Below are 24,745 nucleotides of genomic sequence, written 5' to 3'. Positions count from 1 at the left end.
GCCGGGAAGGGGGCTTACTTGAACACGTGGTCGACGACCCGGGTGGTGGCCTTGCCGTCGTCCCGCGGGATGAAGGTGCTGCGGAAGAGGTCGTACCGGTCGCGGTGCTCCGCGGTGACGGCGTCGATCCTGCGGACCGCGTCGAGGACCTCCGCCGAGGTGTTCAGCACCGGGCCGGGCGCCTGGGCGTCCAGGTCGAGATAGATGCCGCGCTTGGCGGAGTAGCGGTCCAGGTCGTGGGCGAAGAGCACGATCGGCCGGCCGGTGACCGCGAAGTCGAACATCACCGACGAGTAGTCCGTGATCAGCACGTCCGCGATCAACAACAGATCCGCCATATCCGGATAAGTCGTGACATCGTGGGCGAAGCCGTCGGCCGGGACCACCGGTGTGGCCTGCATCGAGTGGAACCGCACCAGCAACTGGTGGTCCTTGCCCAGCTGCTTCCTCGCCTGGGCGAGGTTGAGCTTGACCCGGCTGTTCTTCCGGTCGAAGTCGCGGTAGGTCGGCGCGTACAGCACCACCTTGGCGCCCTCGGGCAGGCCCAGGCGGCGGCGCACCCGGGCGGCCAGCTCCTCCCGCTCGGGCGCGGACAGCACGTCGTTGCGCGGCTGGCCGGACTCCAGGATCTCGCCCTGGTAGCCGAAGGCCCGGCGCAGCACCGGCGTGGCCCACGAACTCTGCGAGACCAGCAGGTCCCAGCCGCGCACCTCGGCCGCCTGGCGGTGCCAGCTCGGCGGCCTCGGGTCACGGGACATGTGCGCCAGGTCGTTGCCGACCTTCTTCACCGGGGTGCCGTGCCACGTCTGCACCACGGTCTGGTCCTCACGGGCGCGGAACCACGCGGGCAGGAAGGCGTCGGCCACGACGTACCGGGAGCGGGCGAGCACCTCGTAGTGCTGCCTGCTGCCCGCCCGGACCACGGTCGGCGCCGGGCCGGATCCCAGTCCCAGCTCGGCGGGACCGGGCGGGACGAAGGCGCCGTCCTTGACCACCCAGATGTGCTGGCCGTCGTCGCCCCTGCGCAGCCGCTCCTCGTAGATCGCGCGCGCGTTGCCCTCGTACTGCCTGCCGTCGCCCGCGACGTAGACCGTCGCCTCACGCAACGTCTCGCTCCGCTGGGCCGGGTAGAACGCGCGCTGGAGGCCGTAGAGGCCGGCCGCGCCCTTCTCGTCGTCGGGCTTGGCCTCGTCGACCACCAGCATCGGCACGTCGAAGCGGGTGGCCACGAGCTGGTACTCCCGGCCGTCCCTGACGTGCTCGCCCTCGTCCAGCGAGGCCAGCAGGGCGTGGTCGAAGCGCACCGGCACGATCTCGCCCGCGGGGTGCCGGACCGACATGCTCCACGTCCCGGTCGCCAGCGGCACGGCCGCGCCGTACCTGGGCATGGCGCCCGGCGCGAAGCGGGCGGTGAAGGACGATCCCGAGCGCTCCATCGGCACGAGGTAGGTCAGCCCGGTGCGGTGCCGCAGGGTGAAGGCGCGCTCGTCGTCGCCCGGCTCCGCGTAGTCGCCCCTGAGCGTGACCACGCCGTCGTCGCCCCAGGTCACGGAGCTGATCACCGGCCGGATGCGGTGGGCGGAGATGACCAGGCGGTCGCGCCGGTCGGCGAGGACCGTGATCTCCCTGTCGTCCACCAGGGCGCGGCTCTCCTGCGCGCCGCCGAGCATGACGGTGGCCGCCGGGTCGCCCTTGGGCTCGACCCACAGCCGCCTGCCGTCCTTCTCGGCGAGCAGCGCGTGCGTGGTCAGCGCGACCACGACCTCGGTGCCGCCCTCCACCGGCGTGAAGTCGGCCGCCATGCGGTGACCCCCCAGCCGGGCGTGCCCCTTGGACACCCCCCTGCCGGGCAGGAAGACCGTCAGCTCCAGCCGGTCGCCCTGGTGGCGGACGCCGGTCAGCTCGGCGCGGTTGGGCTGCAGCACGATCTGCAGCGCGCGGTCGGACGTCCACACCGGGCGCACCCACCAGCGCGGCTTCACCTCCAGGCCGCCCGGCCGCTCGGTCCTGCCCACGACCGGGCCGCGCAGCAGGCCGACCGCGCGGGCCCTGCGGCTCCAGATCACGATGTCGGCACGCCAGGTGCTGGTGTCCTTGACGGTGGGACGGCGGCGCAGCAGGCGCTTCATGCCCCGGACCATGGCCCGCAGCCCGGCGCGCCAGCGCAGCGCCCATGGCCGCAGCTCGGCCTCGAACCCGGACCAGTCGTAGTTGCACCCCGGCTCGCGCGCGCCGTGCGTGGCCTCCGGCCGGAGCACCCGCCGGGTGCGCAGCCGGACCGGGGGCAGATAACGCGGGCCGCGCAGCACCACGGTGGCCCGGTTGAACCTGCGCCGCCGGACCGACAGGCCGGCGAGATAGGCGTGGCCGGTGATCCGCAGCCTGCCGTCCTGCCAGGAGATGTCGTCGATCTGGGTGACCGGCACCAGGTCGGCGCGGCGCAGCCGGTAGAGGTCCTCCGGCAGCTCGCCGCGGAAGGGCAGGTCGGCGTACCAGCGCAGCCCCTTGCGCACCCGCTTGGAGGGCTCGGCCGCGGCCAGCACGACCTTCTCCAGCGCGTCACCGTCGATGAGCTCGGCCTCGTCACGGGTCTCGACGAGGTGGTAGGCGAGGCGCCTGGCCACGGGAAGCTCGCGCTTGACCCGCGGGTCGACGGAACGCAGATAAGGGATGAGATGGGAGAGCATCTCGCGTCGGCGGGCCGGGCCTCGCTTGACCGCCGTGTCGAAGCGGGACCCCAGCGGCCCGCCCAGCACCTCGGCGTCCAACGTGTGGCGATCGGCCGGGGTCAGACCCTCGGCCCTGACGAGCGCCATGACGTCGTCAAGAGGTTCCCCTCGCTCGCAGAGGTCCGCGACGGCACGCAGGCGGTCGCTGAGAAAGTCGCCGCTCGGGCGCTCCGGGATGGCGCCGGTGGCCATGGGAGAGGGCACCGCCTTTCAGACGGGTCGCCGTCACTGTCCCAATCAATGGTAATGGGCTGGGAGTCACGCGGTCTCTCCCTGCAAGCTGAAGATCTCCTGAGAAGGGCCTGAGTCATCCGATCGTTACGGGAGGCCGTCCCAGCGGGCCGTGCGCATGTCCGCGCGTGACCCGCGCAGCGGCGTCTTCTCCGTCCGCCACCTGCGCAGACACGGCTCCTCATGGCCCGGCGGCGGGGTGCCGTCCGCGTGCACGACCCGCCACCAGGGCACGCCGCCGCCCCACAGGGACATCACCCTGCCGACCTGACGCGGGCCGCCCTCACCCAGGAATTCGGCTATGTCGCCGTAGGACATGACCCTGCCGCGAGGGATGCGCTCGACCAGGTCGAGCACCCGCTCGGCGAAGGGGGTGGGATCCGTGGGAGAGGAGGTCACTGACTCCATTGTGCGGGTCCGGCGGCGAGGATCTCGTCCATCTTGCCGAACTCGTAGCTCGTCCCGTTGTTCACCTGCTCGACGATGCCGTCGCGGGCCGCGTAGACCTCGCCGTCCTCGCCGACCAGGCTGCCGCCGACCATCTCGCACAGCCGGATGAGCTGGGCCACCTGCCAGTCGGACGCGGGCTCCCCGGCCAGGCCGTCCCGCCACGCCGCCACGGCGTGCGCCTCTTCGCCGTGGCGCGCGAAAACCTCGCCGGCCTCGTGCGACCCCCGCAGCTCGAAACCCGCCCGCTCGACGGCGTTCGCGAGTTCTGCGTAGGCGAGCGGCGATTCACGCTTGACGCGCAACTCGTACCCCATGACGGGCGAGAGTAGCGATCTCCCTACGACGCCGGGACCGGAAACCACAACATCCAGCCGTCCGCAGCCGAACTGTGTATAAAACGCATCTGAAACGCGCTCGAACCGACGCAACCGCGTGATCAACTAGGGGGCCTGACCCCGGTCTTCTGCTCGGCCCGCCTGGTGAGGACCATCACGGCGGCGCCGAAGATGAGCAGGCCGATCACCGTGGAACCGGCATAAAGCCACAGCCGCAACAGATCGGGGCCGGGCGGCCGAGGGGCCTCGCCCGCCGGGCCGGCTCCGAAGTGCCGGCCCTCCGGCACCGCCAGTGTGCGGTCCCGGCCCGCGAGGCGGCCCGCCGCGTCGAGGGCCGCCGCCGCGTCCACCACGCCGAAGCCGACCTCGTCGTCGTAGCCCGCGGCCGGGACCTCCTTGGCGGTGCTGGTGAGCGCCCTGGCCACCAGGGCGGGCGACAGGTCGGGATATTTTGCCTTGATGAGCGCCGCGACGCCGGCGACCAGGGCGGTGGCCGGGCTGGTGCCCTCCGCCGCGGGGTGCCCGCCGCCGGGCAGCACCACCGGCACGCCCGCCCCCGGCGCGGCGACCAGGACGGACAGGTTGTCGCTGCTGAACGACGCGGACGCCCCCTCCCGGCTCACCGCGGCGACCCCGATCACGCCGGAGTAACCCGCCGGGAAGTTCCAGAAGGTGGTGCCGCTCTCCTTGCTGGACTCCAGGTTGCCGTCGTTGCCGACCGCCGCCACCAGCACGACGCCGCGGGACAGCGCGTAGGACACCGCCTCCCGCTCGGCCGACTGCGGGCCGTAGCCGCCGAGGGACATGCTGATCACATCGACCTGCCGGTCCGCGGCATACCTGATCGCGCGGGCCAGCAGGTTGTCGTCGCCGGTGTCGCGCCGCAGCTCGGGCTCGGCGTCCTCGCCCTCCAGCGGCTGGTCGTTGAGCACCGGCAGGGCGAGCACCCTGGCCTCCGGCGCGATGCCCTGGATCCGGTCCTCCCCGCCGGAGCCGACGATCAGCGAGGCCATCGCCGTACCGTGGTTGCCGACCCTGACCTTGCCGTCGCGCATCGGCGGACGCAGGTCGGGGCCCTGGATGACCCGTCCCCGGAGCTCGGCCACCTGGTCGTCCACCCCGCTGTCGATGACCGCGACGGTCGCCCCCGCCCCCTTGGTCACCGTCCAGGCGCGCTCGGCGTTGAGCGTCCGGAGCACCCACTGCTGGCGCAGGCTCACCGGCTCGGTGGGCGCCGGCTCGGGCGCGGCGGCGGCGGTGCCGGTCAGCGCCAGCATGGCCGCCAGGACGAGCGCGATCGGCCTCCCGCGGCCCCGGGTCGGCTTCAGCACACGTTCCCCTGGGTGCAACGCGGGACGCTGGGGGGCTCGCCGAGCGCGCGGGCGATCCGGCCCGCGATGGACTGGGCGGTCGGCCACAGCTCGCTGTGCAGGATCTCCTCGGTCGGCACCGACTCCCGGGTACGCCCGTCGGCGTAGCCCGCGGTGGAGAACACGATGTACGGCCCGGCCGCCACCCACGCGCTCCGCTGCCGCTGGGCCGCGCCGAACAGGTCGGACACCGTGCCGGGGAACGCCACCGGCCGGACGCCGACCCGGTCGTCCACCGGCAGCTTCTCCGCCGCCCGCTCGCGCTCCTCCTCACTGGGGAGCACGGCGACGCCGACGGTGATGACGAAGGTCTTCGACTGGTCCACGTAGGTCGCCCGGAGCAGGGTGCGGCAGTCGTGCTCGTCGAGGACGCCGGCCACCGGGCGGTCCACCCCGGCGCCGCAGCGCACCTCGGGCGCGATGCCCACCCTGCGGGCATATTGCTGGGTGCGGGTGAGGCCGACGTATTCCAGCTCGTCGGGGAAGACGAGGCCGGCCGGCCACGCCTGCCAGCGGCGGGCGATGTCCTCCTTGACGTAGGTGGCGCGCTCGGCGTTGGTCAGCGGGCGCGACCGGGTCTCGCGCAGGAGCCCCACCGTGCCCATCAAGACCGTCACCGCCGCCACGGCCACTATCGTGCCCACCATCGCGAGGAAGATGCTGCGGTTGCGCACGCCCCTGGCGAGTTCGTCACGCTCGGCGGCGGCCCGCAGGTCGCTCGGGCGCACCCGGCTCGCCGCCGGCCAGGACCGCACCCGGCCCGGCATCCGGCCGCCGGAGACGCCGCCCGTGAACCCGCCCGCGCCGCCCGTCCGGCCGCCCACGGCCCCGCGCCGCACCGGCCACGGCCGCGCCGCGCCACCGGTCCTCCCGAACCGGACCTGCCCCTCCCCTGCGCCCCGCGCCCCCGCCCCACCCGACCGCCCGAAACGCCCCTGACCATCCGACGCACCGCCCGACCGGCCGGAACGCCCCTGACCGTCCGACGCACCGCCCGACCGGCCGGAACGCCCCTGACCGTCCGACGCACCGCCCGACCGGCCGGAACGGCCGTCACCATCCGGTGCGCCGCTCGACCGGCCCGGACGCCCCTGACCGTCCGGCGCACGGTCCGGCCGCCCGAAACGGCCCTGGCCGTCCGACGCGCCGCCTGACCGCCCGGAGCGGCCCTGCCCGTCCGGTGACCCCGGGCGGTGGCGTGGCCCGGGTGGGGGCTCGCGTTCGTCGTCGGCTGCGGCGCGTGGCAGGCCGTCGCGCGTGCGGGGCTCGCCCCGGCGCGCGGCCGGGGGCGGCGTGCCATGTGGCGCGGGAGCCGGTGGCGCCGGAACGATCTCCGGGTGCCCCGCGGGCTTCTCGGACCGCCCGGGCTGCGACATACCTCCGATGTTACGTCGCCGGACCGGGCCGCCCATCAGCGGTTCCTCACTTTCCTGAGCATCCGGTGACACCATCCCGTCAGTAGGCGCGCCGGTCCAGGTCCGGCCCCTCGAACGGCCACCGGTCCCCCGCCTCCGCCCGTACGGCGTGCGCGCCCCGGCCGGCGAAGCCCGTCCTGCGCACCCTGCCCACCACGGTGGCGATCACGCCCACGCAGGTCAGCGCGGCGATGACGGCCGCCGCGGCGACGCCGCCGTAGACCGTGATGGCGTGGCGGTCCCGGCGCACCACCTGGACCGGGGGCAGCGCCTCACCGGCCAGCGAACGGGATGGGTCGGCGACGCCCCGGCCCGCGGCCGTGAAGGTGTGCCTGGCCACGCGTGCCGCCTCGTGCAGGGCGCCGGCGGCGCTGACCACGCCGAAGCCCATGCCGGTGTCGTAGCCGCCGGAAGGTCTCCTGCTGGCCCCGGCGGTGAGCGCCTGCACCACCAACGGCGGCGACATCTTCGGATATTTCGCCTTTATCAGGGCGGCAACCCCGGACACCAGGGCGCTCGCCTGCGACGTCCCCCTGCCCACCCAGTACTCGTCCCCCGGCCCCGCGCCGAGGATGTCCACTCCCGGCGCGGCCACCGACACCGAGGGGTTGAAGTTGGAGAACGACGCCCGCCGCAGCCCCCGGTCGGCCGCGCCCACCGACACCACGCCCGGGAAGGCCGCCGGATAGGAGTAGGGCGCGAACCCGTCGGGCCCCGGCTTGTCCGCCCCTTCGTTGCCGGCGGCGGCGACCAGCACGACGCCCTTGCCGATCGCGTAGCGGACCGCCGCCCGCTCCTCCTTGGTCGCCAGCTCCTTGGAGATCGACATGTTGATCACGTCGGCGCCGTGGTCCACGGCGTACCGGATGCCGCGGGCCACCACGTTGTCGTACCGCTCGTCGGAGTTGAACACCCTGAAACCCGGCTCCTCGTCCTCCAGGATCACCCGGATCGACAGGATCCTGGCCTCCGGCGCGACCCCGATGACGCCGTCGCCGTTGCCCACGCCGTGCCCGTGCCCGGCGATCAGCGAGGCCATGTAGGTGCCGTGCAGCCGCCTCGGCCGGACGCCCGGCGGGTTGGCCCCCTCGGTGAAGTCCTTGCCCTCCTGGACCGAGCCCACCAGGTCACGGTGGTAGGGGTCCACGCCGGAGTCGAGCACGGCCACGGTCACCCCCTTGCCCCTGGTGACCTGCCACGCCTCGTCCACCCGGAGGGTCTGCAGCACCGGCTGCTGGCTGCCGCGCACCTGGTCGGCGACCGCCGGACCGGCCGGCCCCGCCACCACCGCCGCGACCAGGCCGAGGCCCGCGAGCGCCGCGCCGGCCCTGCGCACCGCCCCCGGCCGCCTCAGCACCGCCACTCCAGGGGTGTGGGCGCCGCCGGGGAATCCTCGGGGCAGTACGGCAGGCTGGGCGTGACCAGGTCCGTGAGCACCTTTTCCGCCATGTCGGTGGCGAAGGCGAACATCGTCGGCCGCTGCTCACCGACCATCCGCGCGGGACGCCCGTCGACCTGCCCCACCGTGGCGATCACCAGGTAAGGCCCGGCCTGCCGTACCAGGCCCGCCTGGCGGCCGGCGGCGGTGAAGCGGTCGGCGACCGTGCCGGGGAACGCCAGCGCGCGCAGGCCGGGGCTCGGCCGCTCCCCCTTGGGGAAGGCGGCCCCGGCCCGCATCGCGTGGGTCTCGTCGGGGAAGGCGGCGACGCCGATGGTGACCACCACGCCCTGGAGGGCGTCGAGGTAGGTGGCGCGCAGCACCGCCCGGCAGCCGGCCGCGCGCAGCGGGGCGCCCAGCCGTTTGTCCACCGCCGTGCCGCAGCGGGTGTCGGTGGCGATGCCCACCCGCCGGGCACGCTCCTCGCCGCCCTGCTCGGCGGCGTAGGGCAGCGTCTCGGGGAAGATCCGGCCGGTCGGCCAGGACTCCCAGCGCCGAGCGACCTCCTCCCTGGCGGCCCGCTCCAGCTCCCCGGGGTTCGGACCGCGGGTCAGCTCGGCGCCGGCCGCGCTCGCGGCCACGCCCGCCACCGCGGCGCAGATCAGGGTGAGCGCGGAGGCCACCAGGAGGACCGGCCACGTGCGGGTCCGCCGGGCCGGAGGATCGCCTGGGCCGGCCCCCGGATGCTCGCTCACACGGCCTCCTTCGCCGGCCACGACCGCAGGCTGCACGTCCCCATCGGCTTCCACAACTTTCTCGACCTTAATGCGGGCAGCCGGGGGGCATCCGCCGTTCCGTGCTGAAAGCGGTTCCCGCTGAACGGGTCAGCCAAAGCCGACGGAACGGCGGATATGCGACAAGATTTGGAACAGTCGCCGACCGGGATCAGTAAGTCGGCAGGCTCGGGTCGACCGTCTTGATCCAGCTCAGCACGCCGCCGCCGACGTGCACGGCGTCGGAGAAACCGGCGCTCTTCACCACGGCGAGGGCCTCCGCGCTGCGCGCACCGGACTTGCAGTGCAGGACGATCTTCTTGTCCTGCGGCAGCCGCTCCAGGGCCGACCCGTTGAGGAACTCGCCCTTGGGGATCAGCGTGGCGCCGGGGATGGAGACGATCTCGTACTCGTTGGGCTCGCGGACGTCGATCAGGAAGATGTCGTCGCCGCGGTCCTGCATCTCCTTCAGCTCGGCGGCCGTGATCGTGGCGCCGGTGGCGGCCTCCGCGGCCTCGTCGGAGATCGTGCCGCAGAACGCCTCGTAGTCGTCGAGCAGCCGGGTGACCGTCGGGTTCTTACCGCAGAGCACGCACTCCGGGTCCCTGCGCACCTTGACCGAGCGGTACTGCATCTCCAGGGCGTCGTAGATCATCAGACGGCCGACCAGCGGCTCGCCGATACCGGTGATGACCTTGATGGCCTCGTTGACCTGGATGGAGCCGATCGAGGCGCACAGCACGCCCAGCACGCCGCCCTCGGCGCACGAGGGGACCATGCCGGGAGGCGGCGGCTCGGGGTAGAGGCAGCGGTAGCAGGGGCCGTGCTCGGCCCAGAACACGCTGGCCTGGCCGTCGAAACGGTAGATCGAGCCCCACACGTAGGGCTTGCCGAGCAGCACGGCCGCGTCGTTCACCATGTAGCGGGTGGCGAAGTTGTCCGTGCCGTCGACGATGAGGTCGTAGCCGGAGAAGATCTCCATGACGTTGTCGGTGCTCAACGCCACATTGTGGACGATCACCTCGACCAGCGGGTTGATCTCCTTGACCGTGGCCGCGGCGCTCTCGGCCTTCGGCCGGCCCACGTCGGACTGGCCGTGGATGATCTGGCGCTGCAGGTTGGACTCGTCGACCACGTCGAAGTCGATGACGCCGAGGGTCCCGACACCCGCGGCCGCGAGATACATCAGCGCCGGGGATCCCAGGCCACCCGCGCCCACACACAGCACCTTCGCGTTCTTCAGGCGCTTCTGCCCGGCCATCCCCACGTCGGGGATGATCAAATGACGCGAATAGCGCCGCACCTCGTCAACGGACAGCTCGGCTGCCGGCTCTACCAGCGGTGGCAAGGACACAGTTTTACGCTCCCGTTTCAGGGGGTCTTCTCGCTTCTCAACCTAACCGGGAGGCGGGGCATTCCCAAAGACCGGCGGCGCGTGCCTCACCTGCCGCGTCTGCCGCGGGACGCGGTGCGCACGGCGGACTCCCCGATCAGGCGCAGCGCCTCGCGGGCGACGGTCTCCGGGTCCTCCATCTGCGCCACGTGCCCGGCCGAGGGCAGCAGCACCAGCCGGACCCGCGGGAACGTACGCGCCGCGCGCGCCGCCATCCGCGGGTGCACGAGCCGGTCGTGCCGCCCGTGGATCACCAGCGTGGGCGCCGCCACCTTGGCCGCCAGCCGCCACAGGTTCTCCTCGCCCCTGCGGAAGTACTCGGCCACGATCCCCCGCGCCGAGCACAGCATCGCCGTCCCCCCGTACGGCAGGCCGTCGCGGCGGCGCAGCTCCTCCACCGCCTCCCGGAACCGCTCGGGGTGCACGCCGGTCGCGTCGGCGTAACAGAGCTCCAGCGTGGCCTTGAGCCGTCGCTCCGGCGGCAGGGCGCACAGCCGGGCGAACGTCCACTCCCCGATGACCGGCAGCGCCGAGATGGCCACCCGGGCGGGGCCGTACCTGGGGAACAGGTCGGGCAGGGCGGGTGAGATGAGCGTGAGGGAGCGGACGAGGTCCGGGCGGGTGGCCGCGACGCGCACCGACACGGCGCCGCCGAGCGAGTTGCCGAAGAGGTGGACCGGCCCGCCGGCGATCCGCTCGATCGACGCCGCCACCGCGCGCGTGTGCGCGACCACGGAGTAGTCGCCGTCAGGCGGCGCCGGCGAGAAGCCCGCGCCGGGCAGGTCGATGGCGTGCCCCGCCGCGACGCCCTTGAGCAGGTCCATGAGATCGGTCCAGTTGGTGGCGGATCCGGCGAGGCCGTGCACGAAGAAGGCCGTCTCGGTGCCGGAGCCCGGCGCCGACCGCACGTACACCTGTTGCTTCTCCGGAAGGTCGATGAGCTGCCCCGGCCAGTGGGGAATCGGCTCCTTCATCCCACGCCCCCTCCCGTCCCACGGCGTTCCACCCCATGTTCCGACGATAACCCCGCCCTCTGACCACATCCCCTGCCCGATCCCACCCCTCTCAGGCCCCCGAACGCCCCCCACCGCCAAGAACCGCACCCCCGCCCCCCTGACACCCCACCGCCACAGCCCCGCACCTCGCGCCCCCCATCCGCTTCCACCGCCATCCCCCCGCAAGTCTGCCCCTGACCGCCCCTGACCGCCCCTGACCGCCCCTGACCTCGTCGGGCCTCGTCGGGCCCCGTCGGGCCGCCAACCCCGAAATCCAATTCGGACATTTAGGACTTATCACCATAAATCAATGGATATTAGTTTAACGAGAGCAATATGGCCTCTATTAGCGCGTAAAGGTGCGAGATTACCGTTTATCGGCACGGTCAGCCGGAAAACTACACAACCAGGATGACCTGCTCGCAGAGTTATCCCGGGGTGATTGTCCATCAGTCCGGACAAACACCCCAAAAGGGCCACCATGCCATTCAAAGGGGATCGATATGCCCAACATCAAGAAACTCGCCGCAGCCGTCGCCCTCACCACCGCTCTGACCGGTGGAGCCGTCGCCCTCGGCACGGCGAGCGCGAGCGCCGCGAACGCCGGCGTGACCGTCGCGAACTGCGGCGGCTTCGGTGGAGAGTGGGGCGGCCGTCGTCACCACTGCGGCGGAGGCTGCTTCCGCCACCATCACCACTGCGGCTGCTTCCGCCACCATCACTGCGGCCACCACGGCGGCTTCGGTGGCGGGTTCGGTGGCGGCTTCGGTGGCGGCTTCGGCGGCCACCACTGCGGCCACCATCACCACCACTGCGGCCACGGCGGCTTCGGCGGCGGCTTCTAACCGAGTCGCGAATTCGCCTGACCTAGGTTGAGTTCACAGCGAGGGCCTGGTGGAACCGATATCCACCAGGCCCTCGCCTCCGCCTGCGCGAATTCCGGAACCAGGCGTTCGGGACTAACGCGCGGCACCGCCGTACACGAGCCGACGCCCCACCGAGAACTCGCCGGAAACGCACTCACCGGGCCGCCGTAAAAGGCGACCGCGCACAAGATGCCCACCGGCCGGTCGAAGCCGACCAGCCGCAGGCCCCTCGACATCGAACCGCAGCCGGTCCCCAGGCCCCCGAAATCGAACCGCAGCCGGTCCCAGAGCCTCGGGATCGGGATCGCGGACAGGCGCCGGGCGACCACTTTCCCCGCCCACGCAGCGCTTCCCGCCTCCCCGCCGGGCGCCGCACGTTTGCCCCTCTGGACCGGGGAAGGGTTACCGGCGTGTGACGACGAAGGGAGCGCCATGAGCGCGGAAGACAAGCTTCGCAACAAGGCCGAGCAGCTCAAGGGCAAGGTCAAGAAGAACGTGGGCGACGCCACCGACGACCCGAAGCTTCAGGGCGAAGGCCGCAGGGACGAGGCCAAGGGCACGATGAAGCAGGCCGGCGAGAAGGTGAAGGACGCCGCCTCCAACGTCAAGAAGACCTTCAAGAAGTGACCCAGGCCACTGAAGGGGGCGCACGGCCGGCCCATCGCCGGCACCGACGCCCCCTTCGGCCTGTTGTCCCGCGGGCCGGTGTCCCGCGGGCCAGTCTCCGGCGGGCCGGTGTTCCGCGGGCCGGTGTCCCGTGTGCGGAGGGGGACGCGGGGGGAGACAGGGAGACGGAGTCAGGCGGACTTGCGGGGCTTGCGCCGGGAGGCGGCGGGCTTCTCGTCCTTGGCGGCGTCGGCGTCCTTGCCGCCGCCCGCGGACTTCGCGGCGGCCTTGGCGGCCGTCTTGGCGGGAGCCCGGCGCGGCTTGGCGCCCTCGCGTTCCTTCTTGGCGGCGTCGACGCTGGCGCGGAGGGCGGCCATCAGGTCACCGGCGGGCCGCGCCTCCGGCTGGGCCTCGGCGGGGATGACCTCCTTGCCGGCGATCTTGGCCTCGATGACCTGCTGGAGCGCCTCGCGGTAGGCGTCGTGGTACTCGGTCGGGTCGAAGTCGGCGGCCATCGTCTCGATGAGCGACTCGGCCATCTGGAGCTCCTGCGCCCGGACGTCCACCTCCTCGTCCACGAACGCGAAGTCGGCGGCGCGGATCTCGTCCGGCCACAGCATGGTCTCCAGCACGAAGACGCCGTCGCGCACCCGCAGCGTCGCCAGCGACTCCCGCTGCCGCAACGCCACCTTGACCACCGCGACCTGTCCCGACCGGGCCAGCGCGTCGCGCAGCAGCACGTACGGCTTCGCGCCCTGGGCGTCCGGCTCCAGGTAGTAGGACTTGGCGAAGTAGATCGGGTCGATCTGCTCGGCGGGGGTGAACTGGAGGACGTCGATCCGCCTGGACGTGGACAGCGGCAGGTCCTCGAAGTCCTCGTCGGTGAGCACGACCATGTCGCCGGTGGGCAGTTCGTAGCCCTTGGCGATGTCGGCGTACTGCACCTCCTCGCCGTCGACGGTGCAGACGCGCTTGTACCTGATCCGCCCGCCGTCCTCGCGGTGCACCTGGTGGAAGCTGACGTCCTTCTGCTCGGTCGCCGAATACAGCTTGACGGGGATCGTGACCAACCCGAAGGAGATCGCGCCCTTCCAGATGCTGCGCATTGGCTGCCTCTCACTGCCGCCGAGTAACGTTAGCCATTTTTTCGCACTGAAGTTCGAAATGCTACGCTCGGATCGAATCACTAACCATTTGGGCAGATACCCGTCATGGTGGATCCGATGCCATATCCAGTCGAACCGATGCTGGCCGTGCCGGGCAAGCTCCCGCAGGACGGCTCCCGGTACGCGCTGGAGATCAAGTGGGACGGCATCCGGGCCATCGTCTACAAGGAGGGCCCCGGTCCCACGGTCCGGGTGACCGGACGGCACGGCGCCGACTTCACCCCGCGATACCCCGAAATATCGGCATTCGGCACCCTGCTCGGCGCACACCGCGTCATCCTGGACGGCGAGCTGGTCGCCTTCGACGAGCGGGGGCGGCCCAGTTTCGAACGGCTCCAGCGGCGCATGCACGTCACCGACCCGGCCGCCGCCCGGCTGACCACCCTGGTACCGGTGACCTACATGCCGTTCGACCTGCTGCACCTGGACGGCAGGAACCTGCTCGACCTCCCCTACGACCGGCGCAGGACGCTGCTGGAGGGCCTCGGGCTCGACGTTCCGCCCAGGTTCCCCGGCGACACGGTCGAACTGCTGGACGCCACCAGGGAACAGGGCCTCGAAGGCGTCATCGCCAAACGGCTGGACGCGCCCTACCGCCCCGGCCGGCGCTCGGACTGGTGGATCAAGGTGAAGAACCTCGACGTGCGCGAGGTCGTGGTCGGCGGCTGGCGGCCGGGCAAGGGCCGCCGGGCCGGCGGCGTCGGCTCGCTGCTCGTCGGCGCCTTCGGCGAACGGGGACTCGTCTACGCCGGGCACGTCGGCACCGGGTTCACCGACGCGGCGCTGGACGAGCTGTACGCCATGCTGCTGCCGCTGGAGACCGGGCAGAGCCCGTTCGCCGACAGGCTGCCGGCCGACATCTCCCGGCACGCCCGCTGGGCCCGCCCCGAACTCGTGGGCGAGGTCGCCTACACCATGTGGACCGTGGAACGCCGGCTGCGCCACCCCGTCTGGCGCGGCCTGCGCCCCGACAAGATCCCCGCGGAGGTCGTCCTGTGAAACGCGTGCCGGTGCAGGTGGACGGCCGCAGCCTGTCCCTGAGCAACCTGGACAAGATCCTCTACCCGGAGACCGGCTTCACCAAGGCCGAGGTGCTCGACTACTACTCCCGGATCGCCCCCGTGCTCCTCCCGCACCTGCGCGGCAGGCCGCTCACGGTCAAGCGGTACCCGAACGGCGTGACCGGCTCCTCCTTCTTCGAGAAGAACGCCCCCGGCCACATCCCCGGCTGGATCCGCGTCGTCACCCTGCCCAGCCCCGGCAGCACCAAGAACCGCGAGACCATCGACTTCGCCGTGATCGAGGACCTGCCCACCCTGGTCTTCTACGCCAACCTCGCCGCGCTGGAGATCCACGTGCCGATGTGGCGGGTGGACCCCGAAGGGAATCCGCACGACCCGGACACGCTGGTGTTCGACCTCGACCCCGGCGCGCCCGCGACCATCGTGGACTGCTGCCGGGTCGCCCTGCTGCTGCGCGAGGAGCTCGGCAGGGACGGCCTGGCCGCCTGCCCGAAGACCAGCGGCAGCAAGGGCATGCAGCTCTACGCGCCCTGGGACCGCGGCCCCGAGCCCGCCGCGTACGCCAAGGAGCTCGCGCGGCGGCTTGAGGCGCGGCAGCCGGACCTGATCGTCAGTGTGATGGCCAGGAAGGCGCGGACCGGGAAGGTGTTCATCGACTGGAGCCAGAACAACCCGGCGAAGACCACCGTCGCCCCCTACTCGCTGCGCGCCCGCGAGACGCCCACGGTTTCCACGCCGCTGAGCTGGGAAGAGCTGGAAGACTGCGACAGCGCGGAAAGGCTCTCGTTCACCGCGGCCGACGTACTGGCCAGAGTCGAGCGACACGGAGACCTTTTCGCGCCCCTCGCCCCTTAGCGCCCCTGGCGAGGGGCCGTAGTGTGGACGTGTCCGGTTCATTGATGGAGGAGAAGCCAGATGTCAGAGATGGACGTGCGCGGAGACGACCTCGTCGAGCGCGCGAACGACGACGACGTGGCGCCCGGGGAGATCGGCATCGAGACCGCCGAGGCGGATCGCGCCGAGCAGCACAGGACTCTCCGCGAGGGCAACGACACGTGGCGTTATCGCGAGATTCCGTTCGACGTGGACCCCGCCGACGCCGCGGACCAGGGTCGGACCATCGATCTAGACGAAGACGACTATCGCTGAGCCGAATTACCCGCGCGTAGGATGTCGCGAGACCTACGACCATCCCCGCCTAGGAGATCGCCGTGACCGCTTCCCCGGACGCCAAGCCCCGGGGCACCCGGCTGCCCCGGATGGCCCGCCGCCGCCAGTTGCTCGACGCGGCGCAGGAAGTGTTCGTGGAGAACGGCTACCACGCGGCGGCGATGGACGAGATCGCCGAGCGGGCCGGGGTCAGCAAGCCGGTGCTCTACCAGCACTTCCCCAACAAGCTCGGCCTCTACCTGGCGCTGCTCGACCTGCACGTGGACGACATGGTGACCCGCTGCCGCGAGGCGCTCGCCTCCACGACGGACAACAAGCAGCGGGTGCAGGCGGCCATCGGCGCGTTCTTCGACTTCGTCTCCACCCAGGGCGAGGCGTTCCGCCTGGTCTTCGAGTCCGACCTGCGTAACGTCGCGCCCGTGCGGCAGCGGGTGGAGCGCTCCCTCCAGGAGAGCGCCGAGATGATCAGCCAGGTCATCCAGGAGGACACCGGCTGTTCCAGCGACGAGGCCCACCTCCTCGGCGTCGGCCTCGTCGGCATGGCGGAGGTGAGCGCGCGTTACTGGCTCACCAGCGACGGATCCATCCCCAAGGAGGCGGCCACCCAGCTGATGGCCCGCCTCGCCTGGCGCGGCATCAGCGGCTTCCCGCGCACCGGCTGACCCGACCCGGCTGCCCCACCCCAGGCTGCCCCGACCCGGCTGCCCCGGCCCGGTGTTCGCTTGACGCGATGTTCGCTTGAGGCGATCAACGGGCGCGTCACCGCTCGGATGGGGTGACGATGGGACGAGCAGCCCTCTGTCGAAAGGCAGCACAATGGAAATCAAGATCGGCGTGCGGTCCCTCCACCGTGAGCTCGTGGTGGAAACCGAGCTCACGGCCGAGCAGATCGAAGAAGAGCTCCGCAGGTCGCTGGCGGCCGAGCGGGGCGTGTTCAGCATCAGCGACGTGAAGGGCCGCAAGGTGATCGTGCCCGTCGCCGCTCTCGGATTCGTGGAGATCGGCGAAGAAGACAGCCGCCCGGTCGGTTTCGGCGGCACACTCTGACACGTCCCTGACGGGTCAGCCTCCGGGGCACGCTCCCCGCTCGCCCAGCAGGCAACCGGGCGGGCGATGGGGCCGCTCGGCGTGGTCTTGCTCAGCCTGTCTTCGGCTGATGGTCGGACAACCCGCGCTTCCCCTTCTCAGCACAGCGCGTGACACCCAGCGATTCGGCCCACATCTCGTCAAGGAACTGCCGTAGCGGCGCGAGGCCCTCATGTCTGGCACGGTACAACCGCCAGGCGTCCTCGCGCCGCTCGATGGGCAGACCAGATACCTTTTCGGTCCCGTCCGGGTCCTTTGGGGTCAGGCCCGGTGTGAAGGGTCAGGCCCGGGTGAGGTCAGGGGCAGGGGTGGGGTCAGGGGCAGGGGTGGGGTCCAGGGGGCGGGGTGGGTCAGGGGCCGGGGGTGAGGCCGAGGGCCGCCATCCGTTTGCCGTGCGCCTCGGTGAGCCTGGCGAAGAGCCGGCCGATCTCCGCGAGGTCCTCCTGCCCGCCGTTCACCAGCAGCTTGGCCAGCGCCGGCCGGGCCGCGGCCACCCGCTGCCCCTGGCTCAGCGCCTCGCCCACCATGCGCCTGGCCCACAGGGCGAGCTTGCCGCCGACCTTGGGATCCTCCTTCAGCGCCGCCCTGACCCGCTCCACGGCGAACTCCGAGCGCCCCTCGTCCACCAGCGCCTCCTCCACCAGCCCGCGGGTCACGGGGTCCACGTGCCTGGCCGCCTCCCGGTAGAAGTCGAGCGCGATCCCGGTGCCCACATAAGCCTTGACCAGCGCCTCCAGCCAGTCGCCCGGCCTGGTCTGCACGTGCCAGTCGTCCAGCGCCTCGACGAACGGCGCCATCGCCGCCTCCGGGTCGGCCCCCAGCTCGGCCAGCCGGTCGCCGAGCAGCCGGAAGTGGCCGTACTCGGTCGCGGCGAGGCCGCTGAGCGCGGCGCGGTCGGTGAGCGAGGGGGCGAGGCGCGCGGCGTCCTCGGCCAGACGCAGGAAGGCGGTCAGCTCCGCGTAGGCGAGCACGCCGAGGAGGTCGGCGACACCCGTGGCGGGAGGGCTATCACTCATGCATGCAGCGTACGAGCATCGGGCCTGATCGTCGGCCCCCGAAACGCGGCCTGAATCATCGGGAACAAACAGAAATCTGTTCTCTGTTATGGTATCGAGTACACTGGACCCGATGAGAGTGCGACCGCACTGTGTATATCCGAGAGGCAGCTCCCGGATGCCCCCATGTTCTTGGCTCTAGCGGTCGCGTTTTGAGACTGATGAGGGTAGGCCCTTCCGCGAGGACCCCGGCACGGGGGAATCTTACGGCCGGTCCCGGCGCGGCCCGCCTTCGACGAAGAGTTTAGGCAGGCCCACGCTGACGACGTTCCGAGACCTCGGAGTCATACCAGAGATCGCCGATGCCCTCGCGACAGAGGGCATCACGACGCCGTTTCCCGTCCAGGAGATGGCACTTCCGCTAGCCGTGAACGGCCATGACGTAATCGGTCAGGCCCGCACCGGCACCGGAAAGACCTACGCGTTCGGCATCCCCATGCTGCAGCGCATCGGCAAACCCAGGAAGAACCGCAAGAAGCCACGCGGCCTCGTGGTCGTGCCCACGCGGGAACTGGCGCTCCAGGTCACCGAGGACCTGATCACCGCCGGCGGCAAGCTGGGCTCGCGCGTCCTGTCCGTGTACGGCGGGCGCGCCTACGAGCCGCAGATCGAGGCGCTCAAGCTCGGCGTCGACGTGATCGTCGGCACCCCCGGGCGGCTCCTCGACCTCGTCAAGCAGAAGCATCTCGATCTCACTGCGATCACGATGCTGGTCCTCGACGAGGCCGACCGGATGCTCGACCTCGGCTTCCTGCCCGACATCGAGCGGATCTTCAAGCTCGTGCCGGACACCCGGCAGACGATGCTCTTCTCGGCCACGCTGCCGGGCGAGATCGTCACCCTGTCCCGGCGCTATCTCAACCGGCCCACGCACGTGCGGGCCCAGAACAACGACATCGAGGCGGAGGCGACTCCGCAGACGACGCAGTTCGTGTGGCGCGTGCACCGGATGGACAAGATCGAGATCCTCGGCCGGCTGCTCCAGTGCGACGGACGCGGGCTCACAATGGTGTTCTGCGAGACCAAGCGCGCCTGCGACATGGTCTCCGAGCAACTGCAGGAGCGCGGCTTCGCGTCCGCGGCCGTGCACGGCGACCTGGGCCAGGGCCAGCGTGAGCAGGCCCTGCGCGCCTTCCGCAACGGCAAGGTGGACGTCCTGGTCGCCACCGACGTGGCGGCCCGCGGCATCGACGTGGACGACGTCACGCACGTGGTCAACTACGACTGCCCGCAGGACGAGAAGGCCTACGTGCACCGGATCGGCCGCACCGGCCGGGCCGGGCGCACCGGCGTGGCGGTGACCTTCGTGGAGTGGGAGGACCTCACCCGCTGGAAGGTCATCAACAACTCGCTGGACCTCGCCTTCGCGGAACCGGTGGAGAGCTACTCGACCTCGCCGCACATCTTCACCGACCTGGGCATCCCGGAGGGCACCAAGGGCGTGCTGCCGCACGCCAAGCGGTCCCGTGCCGGGCTCGCCGCCGAGGAGATCGAGGATCTCGGCGAGACCGGCCGCACCCGGACCCGCGGCGGGCGCAAGGAGGAGACCGAGCGCCGTCGCGAGCGCCCGGCCAAGACCCGCCAGCGCCGCCGTACCAGGGGTGGCAGAAGCGCGGACGAGCCGGTCGAGGCCGAGCTCCAGCCGGGCGACGCCGTCCAGGAGGCCGTGGCCGTGACGCCCGAGCCCGTGACGCCCGAGCCCGTGACGCACGAGTCCGTGGCGCCCGAGCCCGTGGCGGCGGAGCCCGTGGCCGAGCCCGTCGTCGAGCGGGCGCCGGTCGAGCGGTCCGCTCCGGCGGCCCGCACCCGCGCGGCGCGCACCCGCTCGACGGGGCTCAACCCCCGGGTGAGCCTCGGCGACGTCGCGAACGACGTTCCGTCACGCGATGACCGAACCTTTACCCAGCCGACCTTCGAGGAGATGGACGACGAAGTGGATCAGAGGACACAGACTCGCCCCGAACCCGAGCGCATCGTCCCGGCCAGCCCGTTCACGGTGATCTTCCAGTCACCCGACCTGGCGACCGACGAGGACGAAATCGCGCCCTCGGCGGCGACCGAGCGCGCGCAGCAGCGGCGCAGGCCGGGCAACCGGCCCCGCGGTCCGCGCCGATGACGCGCTGACCCGAGCTCCACCAGAAGGGCCGTTCGGAGGGATCCGGACGGCCCTTTTCGATGCCAAGGCTTCGCAAAAACCTCGCGAGCGGACATGATCCCCCGAACCGTCATAATCTCTTTGGCGGTGTCGATCCGGGAACCGCTGGGTATTGTGGTCCCACGTGAGCACGCCGCGTTTTCTGACCATGCCTCCAGGCGTCCGCGCGCAGCAGATCGAGACCGCTGCCGGACCGTTCGCGGTTCTGGAAGCGCTACCCGTCACCGGCCTCCCCGAGCGCCTCCCCGCGCTCCTGGTCCCCGGGCTCACCGGCAGCAAGGAAGACTTCCTCGCCGTCATGCAGACCCTCGCCCAGTCCGGCCGCCGGGTGATCGCCGTCGACATGCGCGGGCAGTACGAGACCCCGGGCCCGGACGACCCCGCCGCCTACACGTGCGCGGCGCTGGGCTCCGACGTGGACGCGCTCGCCCAGGCCGTCTCCCCCGACGAGCCGCTGCACCTGGTGGGCCACTCCTTCGGCGGGCTGGTCACCCGCGAGGCGGTCATCGACGGGCGCACGAAGTTCGCCTCCTACACGCTGATGAGCTCCGGACCCGCCGGCATCATCGGGCCGCGGGAGAAGGCCGGCCGGGTCATGGTCCGCGAGGTGCCCGAGCACGGCGTGGAGTACGTCTGGGTCAACCGGATGGAGCCCGAGGCGCTGGCCGCCGGGGTGCCCGACGAGATCATGACGTTCCTCCGCAAGCGGCTCCTGTCCAACTCGGTCGTCGGCCTGACCATGATGGCCGACCAGGCGCTCAACGCCCCCGACCGGATCGACGACCTGGCCCAGATCGAGCTGCCGATCCTCGTCCTGTGCGGCGAGGACGACGACGGCTGGCCGCCGCTGGTCCAGTCGGAGATGGCCCACCGCCTCGGCGCCGACTGCGTCGTGCTGCCCGGCGCCGCGCACTCCCCGGCGGTCGAGGCCCCGGAGACCACGGCCGCCGCCCTCACCCGTTTCTGGAACTTCGCCGAATCCCGCCGGCCGTCCGCCGCATAACAAGATCGGACAACGAGCCGGCGACCAAGGTCGTCATGGAAATGAAAGCATTTCCCGGCGAGGATCGAACTATCATGATTACCGTCGGTGTCAACGGCCGGCCGTAACGTCAGGAAATTCTCGCCGAAATCGTCGAATGGGTAATTCCCATGACCTCGCCGTCCCCCTCACCGTCGAGAGAGAACACCGAGGCCGATAATCCCGCAAGCCGGTCCTCTCTCGCTCTGGCGGTCCGGGACGCGGTCATCACCACGGTCGTCGCGGGGATCGGCGGAAGCCTCTGGCCGGGGGTCAACACGGTGGTCGCGTCACTCCCCGGCGGCTGGCTCGTCCCGGCCCTGGCGATCGGCCTGGCCCTCACCCTGCTATTGCGCCAGCCCAGGATCGCCCCGCTCTGGCAGAAGGTGGCCGGCCCGCTCACCTCCGCCGGCGATCTGGTCAGGGATCTCCTGCCGACCGGCGGGCGGACCGAGCGAGCCAGGTCGCGGCTGCGCCGGGCGCTGCCCCTGGTGGCGATCGGATACGTGGCCGTGGTGGCCGGGGCGGTCGCGGGGCTGCTGCTGCCCTGGGCAGGCGGGCGGGCCGTGGCGTGGCTGGGCCCCTGCGATCCCGCCAGGGAGTTACAGGTCATCACCGCGCCGGAGAACACGCACGCGTTGCGCACCGCCGTGGCGAGGTTCCTGCGGGAGCGGGAAGGGGGCCGCTGCCCGGAGCACCGGATCTCGGTGGGACCGGCGCCCTCGATGGAGGAGATGATCGACGGCTTCCAGCGTGACTGGCGGCGCGGAGACGTGCGGGGGGACAACGAGCCCTTCGTCCGGCTCCTCGGCCCGCGACCGGCCGCCTGGATCCCGTCCAGCACCGGCGAGGCCGAGTACGTCAGGAACCGGGTGAACACCGCCGAGGTCACGCTCACCCGCGGGCTCTCGGTGGACCGGGACCGGCTCGTGGTCGGGATGCTGGGCACGGTCGCCGACGGGGTCGCCGTGGAGCTCGGCGAGCCGCAGCCGGGCGGCTACCCGCTGGGCGACCTGGTCGAGGTGGCCCGCGGGACCAGGGAACTGCTCCTGAGCTATCCCCAGCCGGGACTCTCCTCCGCCGGCCTGATCGCCCTGTCGGAGTTCGCCGGGCTGGACATGTCGGCCGACACCGCCGCCAGCATCGCCTTCGACGACGACGTCAGCGCCATGCTGTGCCGCCTCAAGGACCCCGCCACGCCGGACCGTGAGAAGATCGCGATGGTCGTGCCGTCCCACAGCCTGCACGACTACAACAGCCGGAGCCTGGTGGACGAGGGCTGCCCGGGGGCGGTGCCGTACGGCGGGCAGGCCCTGCACGAGTTCGCCTCGCCGGACCTGTCGGCCCTGGACTACCCCTTCGTCACCGTGGACTGGCGGGCGGAGCCGCGGCCGGCGGCGGACCGGCGGGTGCTCGGCGACCTCATGCGGTGGCTGGCCGCGAACGGGCTGTTCCACTCCCCGGTGCCGCAGGGACAGGCCCAGGTCAGCGACGACGCCGCCCTGCACAGGGCACGGGAGCGGCTGGACAACGTGCTGCCCGAGGTCACCCTGACGCTCATGCTGGACGGGTCGGAGTCGATGTCGGTGCCGCCGTCGGTGCTGGCGCTGAAGACCAGGGAGGCGCTGCCCTTCATGCGCAGGACCCTCATCCCGGACGACCGTGTCGCCCTCGGCGCGTTCTCCGTGGCCGGCGGCGGTCTCCGGGTCACCGAGCCGGGCGGCCAGGCCGGGCGGGACGAGTTGCACCGGCTGACCCTGAGCTTCGACCGGCTGCCGCACGGGTCGGACGCCCGCGTCTCCGACATGCTCGGGCGGCTCTCCCCGGCCATCGACCCGCCCGGCGCGTCGGTCGCCGTGCTCACCGACGGCGGCCTGTTCAACGACGAGACGGCGGACGACGCCATCGCGAAGGCGCTGGGCTCGGCCGGGCGGGTGCACGGTCTCTACATCCTGGTGCTCGGCGACGGCTCCTGCGGGAACAGGTTCCCGCCCGGCGGACCGCAGGCCCGCGGACCGAAGGCAGGCGGGGCGGAGGCCGGTGGACCGCAGGCAGCCGGAGCGCAGGCCGGTGGCAAGCCGATCGTCTGCGCCGAGGCGGGCCAGGACGTGGAGAGCGCGCTGACGAGGATGGTCGCGACGATCCGGGGGTGGACCCGATGACCGGGCGCCCGCGGCGGCCGGGCTCCGCGAGGCGCCTGGTGGCGGTGACCGCCTTCGTCGCGAGCCTGCTCGTGACCCTCACGGTCGGCGTGGCCCGGAGCCTGCCCGCGAAGGTCGCGGAGTGCGCCTCGGACAACAAGATCACCCTGGCCACCGGGAGCGACGTGAGCGCGGGCAGTTTCCGCCGCGACCTCATCCAGCAGTGGAACCGGCGGCCCAACGTCGTACCGGCCGAACTCGTGGAAATCGCGGACTACACCGATAAGGAACGGGCCGAAATGGCGGCCTCGGCCCAGTCGGGAAGTTGCCGTTACGACATTTACGTCGTGGACGTCGCCTGGACCGCCGAATTCGCCGCGAACGGTTATCTCCAGGAGATCCCCGCCAAAATTCTCGAATCTGTCGGGCCATTCCTGCCGAACATGCTGGAGACCGGCCGGTTCGACGGCAGGCAGTACGCCGTGCCGTTCGCGGCCGACGCCCCGCTGCTCTACCGGCGCCGCGACCTCCCGCTGCCCGGCACGCCGCAGCGGCTGGCCGAGCTGGGCAGGCGGCACGGGTACACCGGGCAGTTCGCCGACTACGAGGGAGGGTCGGTCAACCTCCAGGAGACGATCCTCTCCTACGGCGCGAAGATCGTGGAAGGCGACGAGGTGGTCCTCGACCGCCCGGGCAACCGGGAGAAGGCGCTCTCCGCCCTCACCGCCTGGAACACCGTGCTGAACGACCTGGGGTCGCCGACCGACCTGCGCGAGGAGAGCAGCCTCCAGGCGTTCAGGAAGCGGCCCGGCTATATGCGCAACTGGCCGTTCGCCTTCCCCCGGCTGATCATGGATCCTTCGATGCGCGACGACGAGGGGCCGATCTTCACGGTGAGCCCGCTGCCCGGCGTGGGCGTCCTCGGCGGCTTCAACCTCGCCGTCGCCGCCCGGTCGCCGGACCCCACCGCCGCGCACGACCTCATCAGGTTCCTCGTCTCGGCCGAGTCGCAGCGCGACCTGCTCGCCTGCGGCGGCTACCTCCCCGTGCTGCCGGCCGTCTACGACGCCTACCGGGCCGACCCCCGGTGTGGCAGGCCGGAGGCGGCCACCGATCCCGACCTGGAGATCCCCCGCGAGGCGCTCCAGGAGTTCGCGGACGCCATCGCGGTCGCCGTCAGGAACACCGTGCCACGCCCGCGGGCGGCCCACTACATCACCTTCAGCGAGGTGTTCAGGTCCTGCGCCCACCAGGTGGTCAGCGGGGCGCTGCCGCCCCAGGAGCTCGACTTCGACCGGTACGGCGAAGCCCTGCGCGAGGCCATGGCCGGACGGCGGACCGCGAAGGACATGTGCAGGGGCTAGCCGGTCGCGGCCCCGGCGAACCGG

General features: G+C 71.7%; 22 protein-coding genes. 10 read left to right on the top strand and 12 right to left on the bottom strand.

From position 1 onward, the window contains the following. Nucleotides 1-14 precede the first annotated feature (14 nt). The 10 genes from QSK26_RS13300 to QSK26_RS13255 all read right to left on the bottom strand — a co-directional run bounded on the left by QSK26_RS13300 (nucleotide 15) and on the right by QSK26_RS13255 (nucleotide 11,890). Nucleotides 15-2,921 (bottom strand): CDP-glycerol glycerophosphotransferase family protein, encoded by a 2,907-nt coding sequence (locus QSK26_RS13300; RefSeq protein WP_285775396.1) that lies wholly within the window; start codon nucleotides 2,919-2,921, stop codon nucleotides 15-17. A 126-nt stretch (nucleotides 2,922-3,047) separates the two neighbouring features. Next, nucleotides 3,048-3,368 carry an MGMT family protein gene (locus tag QSK26_RS13295; protein WP_285775395.1) on the bottom strand — a complete coding sequence of 107 codons (321 nt, stop codon included), beginning with the start codon at nucleotides 3,366-3,368 and terminating at the stop codon, nucleotides 3,048-3,050. Continuing rightward, a complete protein-coding gene (locus tag QSK26_RS13290; protein ID WP_285775394.1) occupies nucleotides 3,356-3,724 on the bottom strand; it encodes a hypothetical protein in 369 nt (122 codons plus the stop codon). The genes QSK26_RS13295 and QSK26_RS13290 overlap by 13 nt, the downstream gene beginning before the upstream one ends. A gap of 122 nt (nucleotides 3,725-3,846) precedes the next feature. Next, a complete protein-coding gene (locus tag QSK26_RS13285) occupies nucleotides 3,847-5,076 on the bottom strand; it encodes a S8 family serine peptidase (protein ID WP_285775393.1) in 1,230 nt (409 codons plus the stop codon). After that, nucleotides 5,070-5,939 (bottom strand): hypothetical protein, encoded by an 870-nt coding sequence (locus QSK26_RS13280; protein WP_285775392.1) that lies wholly within the window; start codon nucleotides 5,937-5,939, stop codon nucleotides 5,070-5,072. Before QSK26_RS13280 ends, QSK26_RS13285 begins: the two co-directional genes overlap by 7 nt. A gap of 631 nt (nucleotides 5,940-6,570) precedes the next feature. Next, complete coding sequence (locus tag QSK26_RS13275; RefSeq protein ID WP_285775391.1) at nucleotides 6,571-7,887, bottom strand: S8 family serine peptidase; 1,317 nt, start codon at nucleotides 7,885-7,887, stop codon at nucleotides 6,571-6,573. Next, the gene (locus tag QSK26_RS13270; protein WP_285775390.1) at nucleotides 7,881-8,663 is read right to left on the bottom strand and encodes a hypothetical protein; all 783 of its coding nucleotides are present in this window, start codon (nucleotides 8,661-8,663) and stop codon (nucleotides 7,881-7,883) included. Before QSK26_RS13270 ends, QSK26_RS13275 begins: the two co-directional genes overlap by 7 nt. Before the next feature lie 190 nt (nucleotides 8,664-8,853). After that, nucleotides 8,854-10,035, bottom strand: a complete 1,182-nt coding sequence (moeZ, locus tag QSK26_RS13265; protein ID WP_285775389.1) for an adenylyltransferase/sulfurtransferase MoeZ — start codon at nucleotides 10,033-10,035, stop codon at nucleotides 8,854-8,856. 86 nt (nucleotides 10,036-10,121) lie between these two features. Beyond that, entirely contained in the window at nucleotides 10,122-11,048 is a 927-nt protein-coding gene (locus tag QSK26_RS13260; RefSeq protein ID WP_285775388.1) for an alpha/beta fold hydrolase, read from the bottom strand. Between the two features lie 509 nt (nucleotides 11,049-11,557). Next, complete coding sequence (locus QSK26_RS13255) at nucleotides 11,558-11,890, bottom strand: hypothetical protein (RefSeq protein ID WP_285775387.1); 333 nt, start codon at nucleotides 11,888-11,890, stop codon at nucleotides 11,558-11,560. Nucleotides 11,891-12,367: 477 nt separating this feature from the next. Here QSK26_RS13255 and QSK26_RS13250 point away from each other — a divergent pair, with 477 nt between their 5' ends. Continuing rightward, nucleotides 12,368-12,562 carry a CsbD family protein gene (locus QSK26_RS13250; protein WP_285775386.1) on the top strand — a complete coding sequence of 65 codons (195 nt, stop codon included), beginning with the start codon at nucleotides 12,368-12,370 and terminating at the stop codon, nucleotides 12,560-12,562. A gap of 170 nt (nucleotides 12,563-12,732) precedes the next feature. Here QSK26_RS13250 and ku read toward each other — a convergent pair whose 3' ends face one another. Beyond that, nucleotides 12,733-13,647 carry a non-homologous end joining protein Ku gene (gene ku, locus QSK26_RS13245; RefSeq protein ID WP_285775385.1) on the bottom strand — a complete coding sequence of 305 codons (915 nt, stop codon included), beginning with the start codon at nucleotides 13,645-13,647 and terminating at the stop codon, nucleotides 12,733-12,735. Between the two features lie 117 nt (nucleotides 13,648-13,764). On the opposite strand from ku, the gene ligD (QSK26_RS13240) reads away from it, so the two are divergent. The 5 genes from ligD (QSK26_RS13240) (at nucleotide 13,765) to QSK26_RS13220 (ending at nucleotide 16,946) form a co-directional block, all read left to right on the top strand. Next, entirely contained in the window at nucleotides 13,765-14,706 is a 942-nt protein-coding gene (ligD, locus tag QSK26_RS13240; RefSeq protein ID WP_285775384.1) for a non-homologous end-joining DNA ligase, read from the top strand. Continuing rightward, nucleotides 14,703-15,584, top strand: a complete 882-nt coding sequence (ligD, locus tag QSK26_RS13235; protein ID WP_285775383.1) for a non-homologous end-joining DNA ligase — start codon at nucleotides 14,703-14,705, stop codon at nucleotides 15,582-15,584. Before ligD (QSK26_RS13240) ends, ligD (QSK26_RS13235) begins: the two co-directional genes overlap by 4 nt. A 60-nt stretch (nucleotides 15,585-15,644) precedes the next feature. Continuing rightward, entirely contained in the window at nucleotides 15,645-15,878 is a 234-nt protein-coding gene (locus tag QSK26_RS13230) for a hypothetical protein (protein WP_285775382.1), read from the top strand. 62 nt (nucleotides 15,879-15,940) lie between these two features. Then, nucleotides 15,941-16,561 (top strand): TetR/AcrR family transcriptional regulator, encoded by a 621-nt coding sequence (locus QSK26_RS13225; protein WP_285775381.1) that lies wholly within the window; start codon nucleotides 15,941-15,943, stop codon nucleotides 16,559-16,561. 154 nt (nucleotides 16,562-16,715) lie between these two features. Beyond that, complete coding sequence (locus QSK26_RS13220; protein ID WP_285775380.1) at nucleotides 16,716-16,946, top strand: DUF3107 domain-containing protein; 231 nt, start codon at nucleotides 16,716-16,718, stop codon at nucleotides 16,944-16,946. A 389-nt stretch (nucleotides 16,947-17,335) separates the two neighbouring features. On the opposite strand, the gene QSK26_RS13215 is transcribed toward QSK26_RS13220, so the two are convergent. Then, on the bottom strand, nucleotides 17,336-18,001 hold the full coding sequence (locus QSK26_RS13215) for a ferritin-like fold-containing protein (RefSeq protein WP_285775379.1): 666 nt from the start codon (nucleotides 17,999-18,001) through the stop codon (nucleotides 17,336-17,338). Between the two features lie 388 nt (nucleotides 18,002-18,389). Here QSK26_RS13215 and QSK26_RS13210 point away from each other — a divergent pair, with 388 nt between their 5' ends. From QSK26_RS13210 to QSK26_RS13195, 4 genes are all read left to right on the top strand, one after another. Further along, nucleotides 18,390-20,156 carry a DEAD/DEAH box helicase gene (locus QSK26_RS13210; RefSeq protein WP_285775378.1) on the top strand — a complete coding sequence of 589 codons (1,767 nt, stop codon included), beginning with the start codon at nucleotides 18,390-18,392 and terminating at the stop codon, nucleotides 20,154-20,156. A 163-nt stretch (nucleotides 20,157-20,319) separates the two neighbouring features. Next, nucleotides 20,320-21,198: an alpha/beta fold hydrolase gene (locus QSK26_RS13205; RefSeq protein WP_285775377.1), complete on the top strand. Its 879-nt coding sequence runs from the start codon at nucleotides 20,320-20,322 to the stop codon at nucleotides 21,196-21,198. A 149-nt stretch (nucleotides 21,199-21,347) separates the two neighbouring features. Beyond that, the gene (locus QSK26_RS13200) at nucleotides 21,348-23,378 is read left to right on the top strand and encodes a vWA domain-containing protein (RefSeq protein ID WP_285775376.1); all 2,031 of its coding nucleotides are present in this window, start codon (nucleotides 21,348-21,350) and stop codon (nucleotides 23,376-23,378) included. Then, on the top strand, nucleotides 23,375-24,721 hold the full coding sequence (locus tag QSK26_RS13195; RefSeq protein WP_285775375.1) for an extracellular solute-binding protein: 1,347 nt from the start codon (nucleotides 23,375-23,377) through the stop codon (nucleotides 24,719-24,721). The genes QSK26_RS13200 and QSK26_RS13195 overlap by 4 nt, the downstream gene beginning before the upstream one ends. Nucleotides 24,722-24,745 lie beyond the last annotated feature (24 nt).

It is taken from the genome of Microtetraspora sp. NBRC 13810 (assembly GCF_030268685.1).
Classification (GTDB): Bacteria; Actinomycetota; Actinomycetes; order Streptosporangiales; family Streptosporangiaceae; genus BSRQ01.
This window is presented reverse-complemented; position numbering and strand designations above follow the sequence as displayed.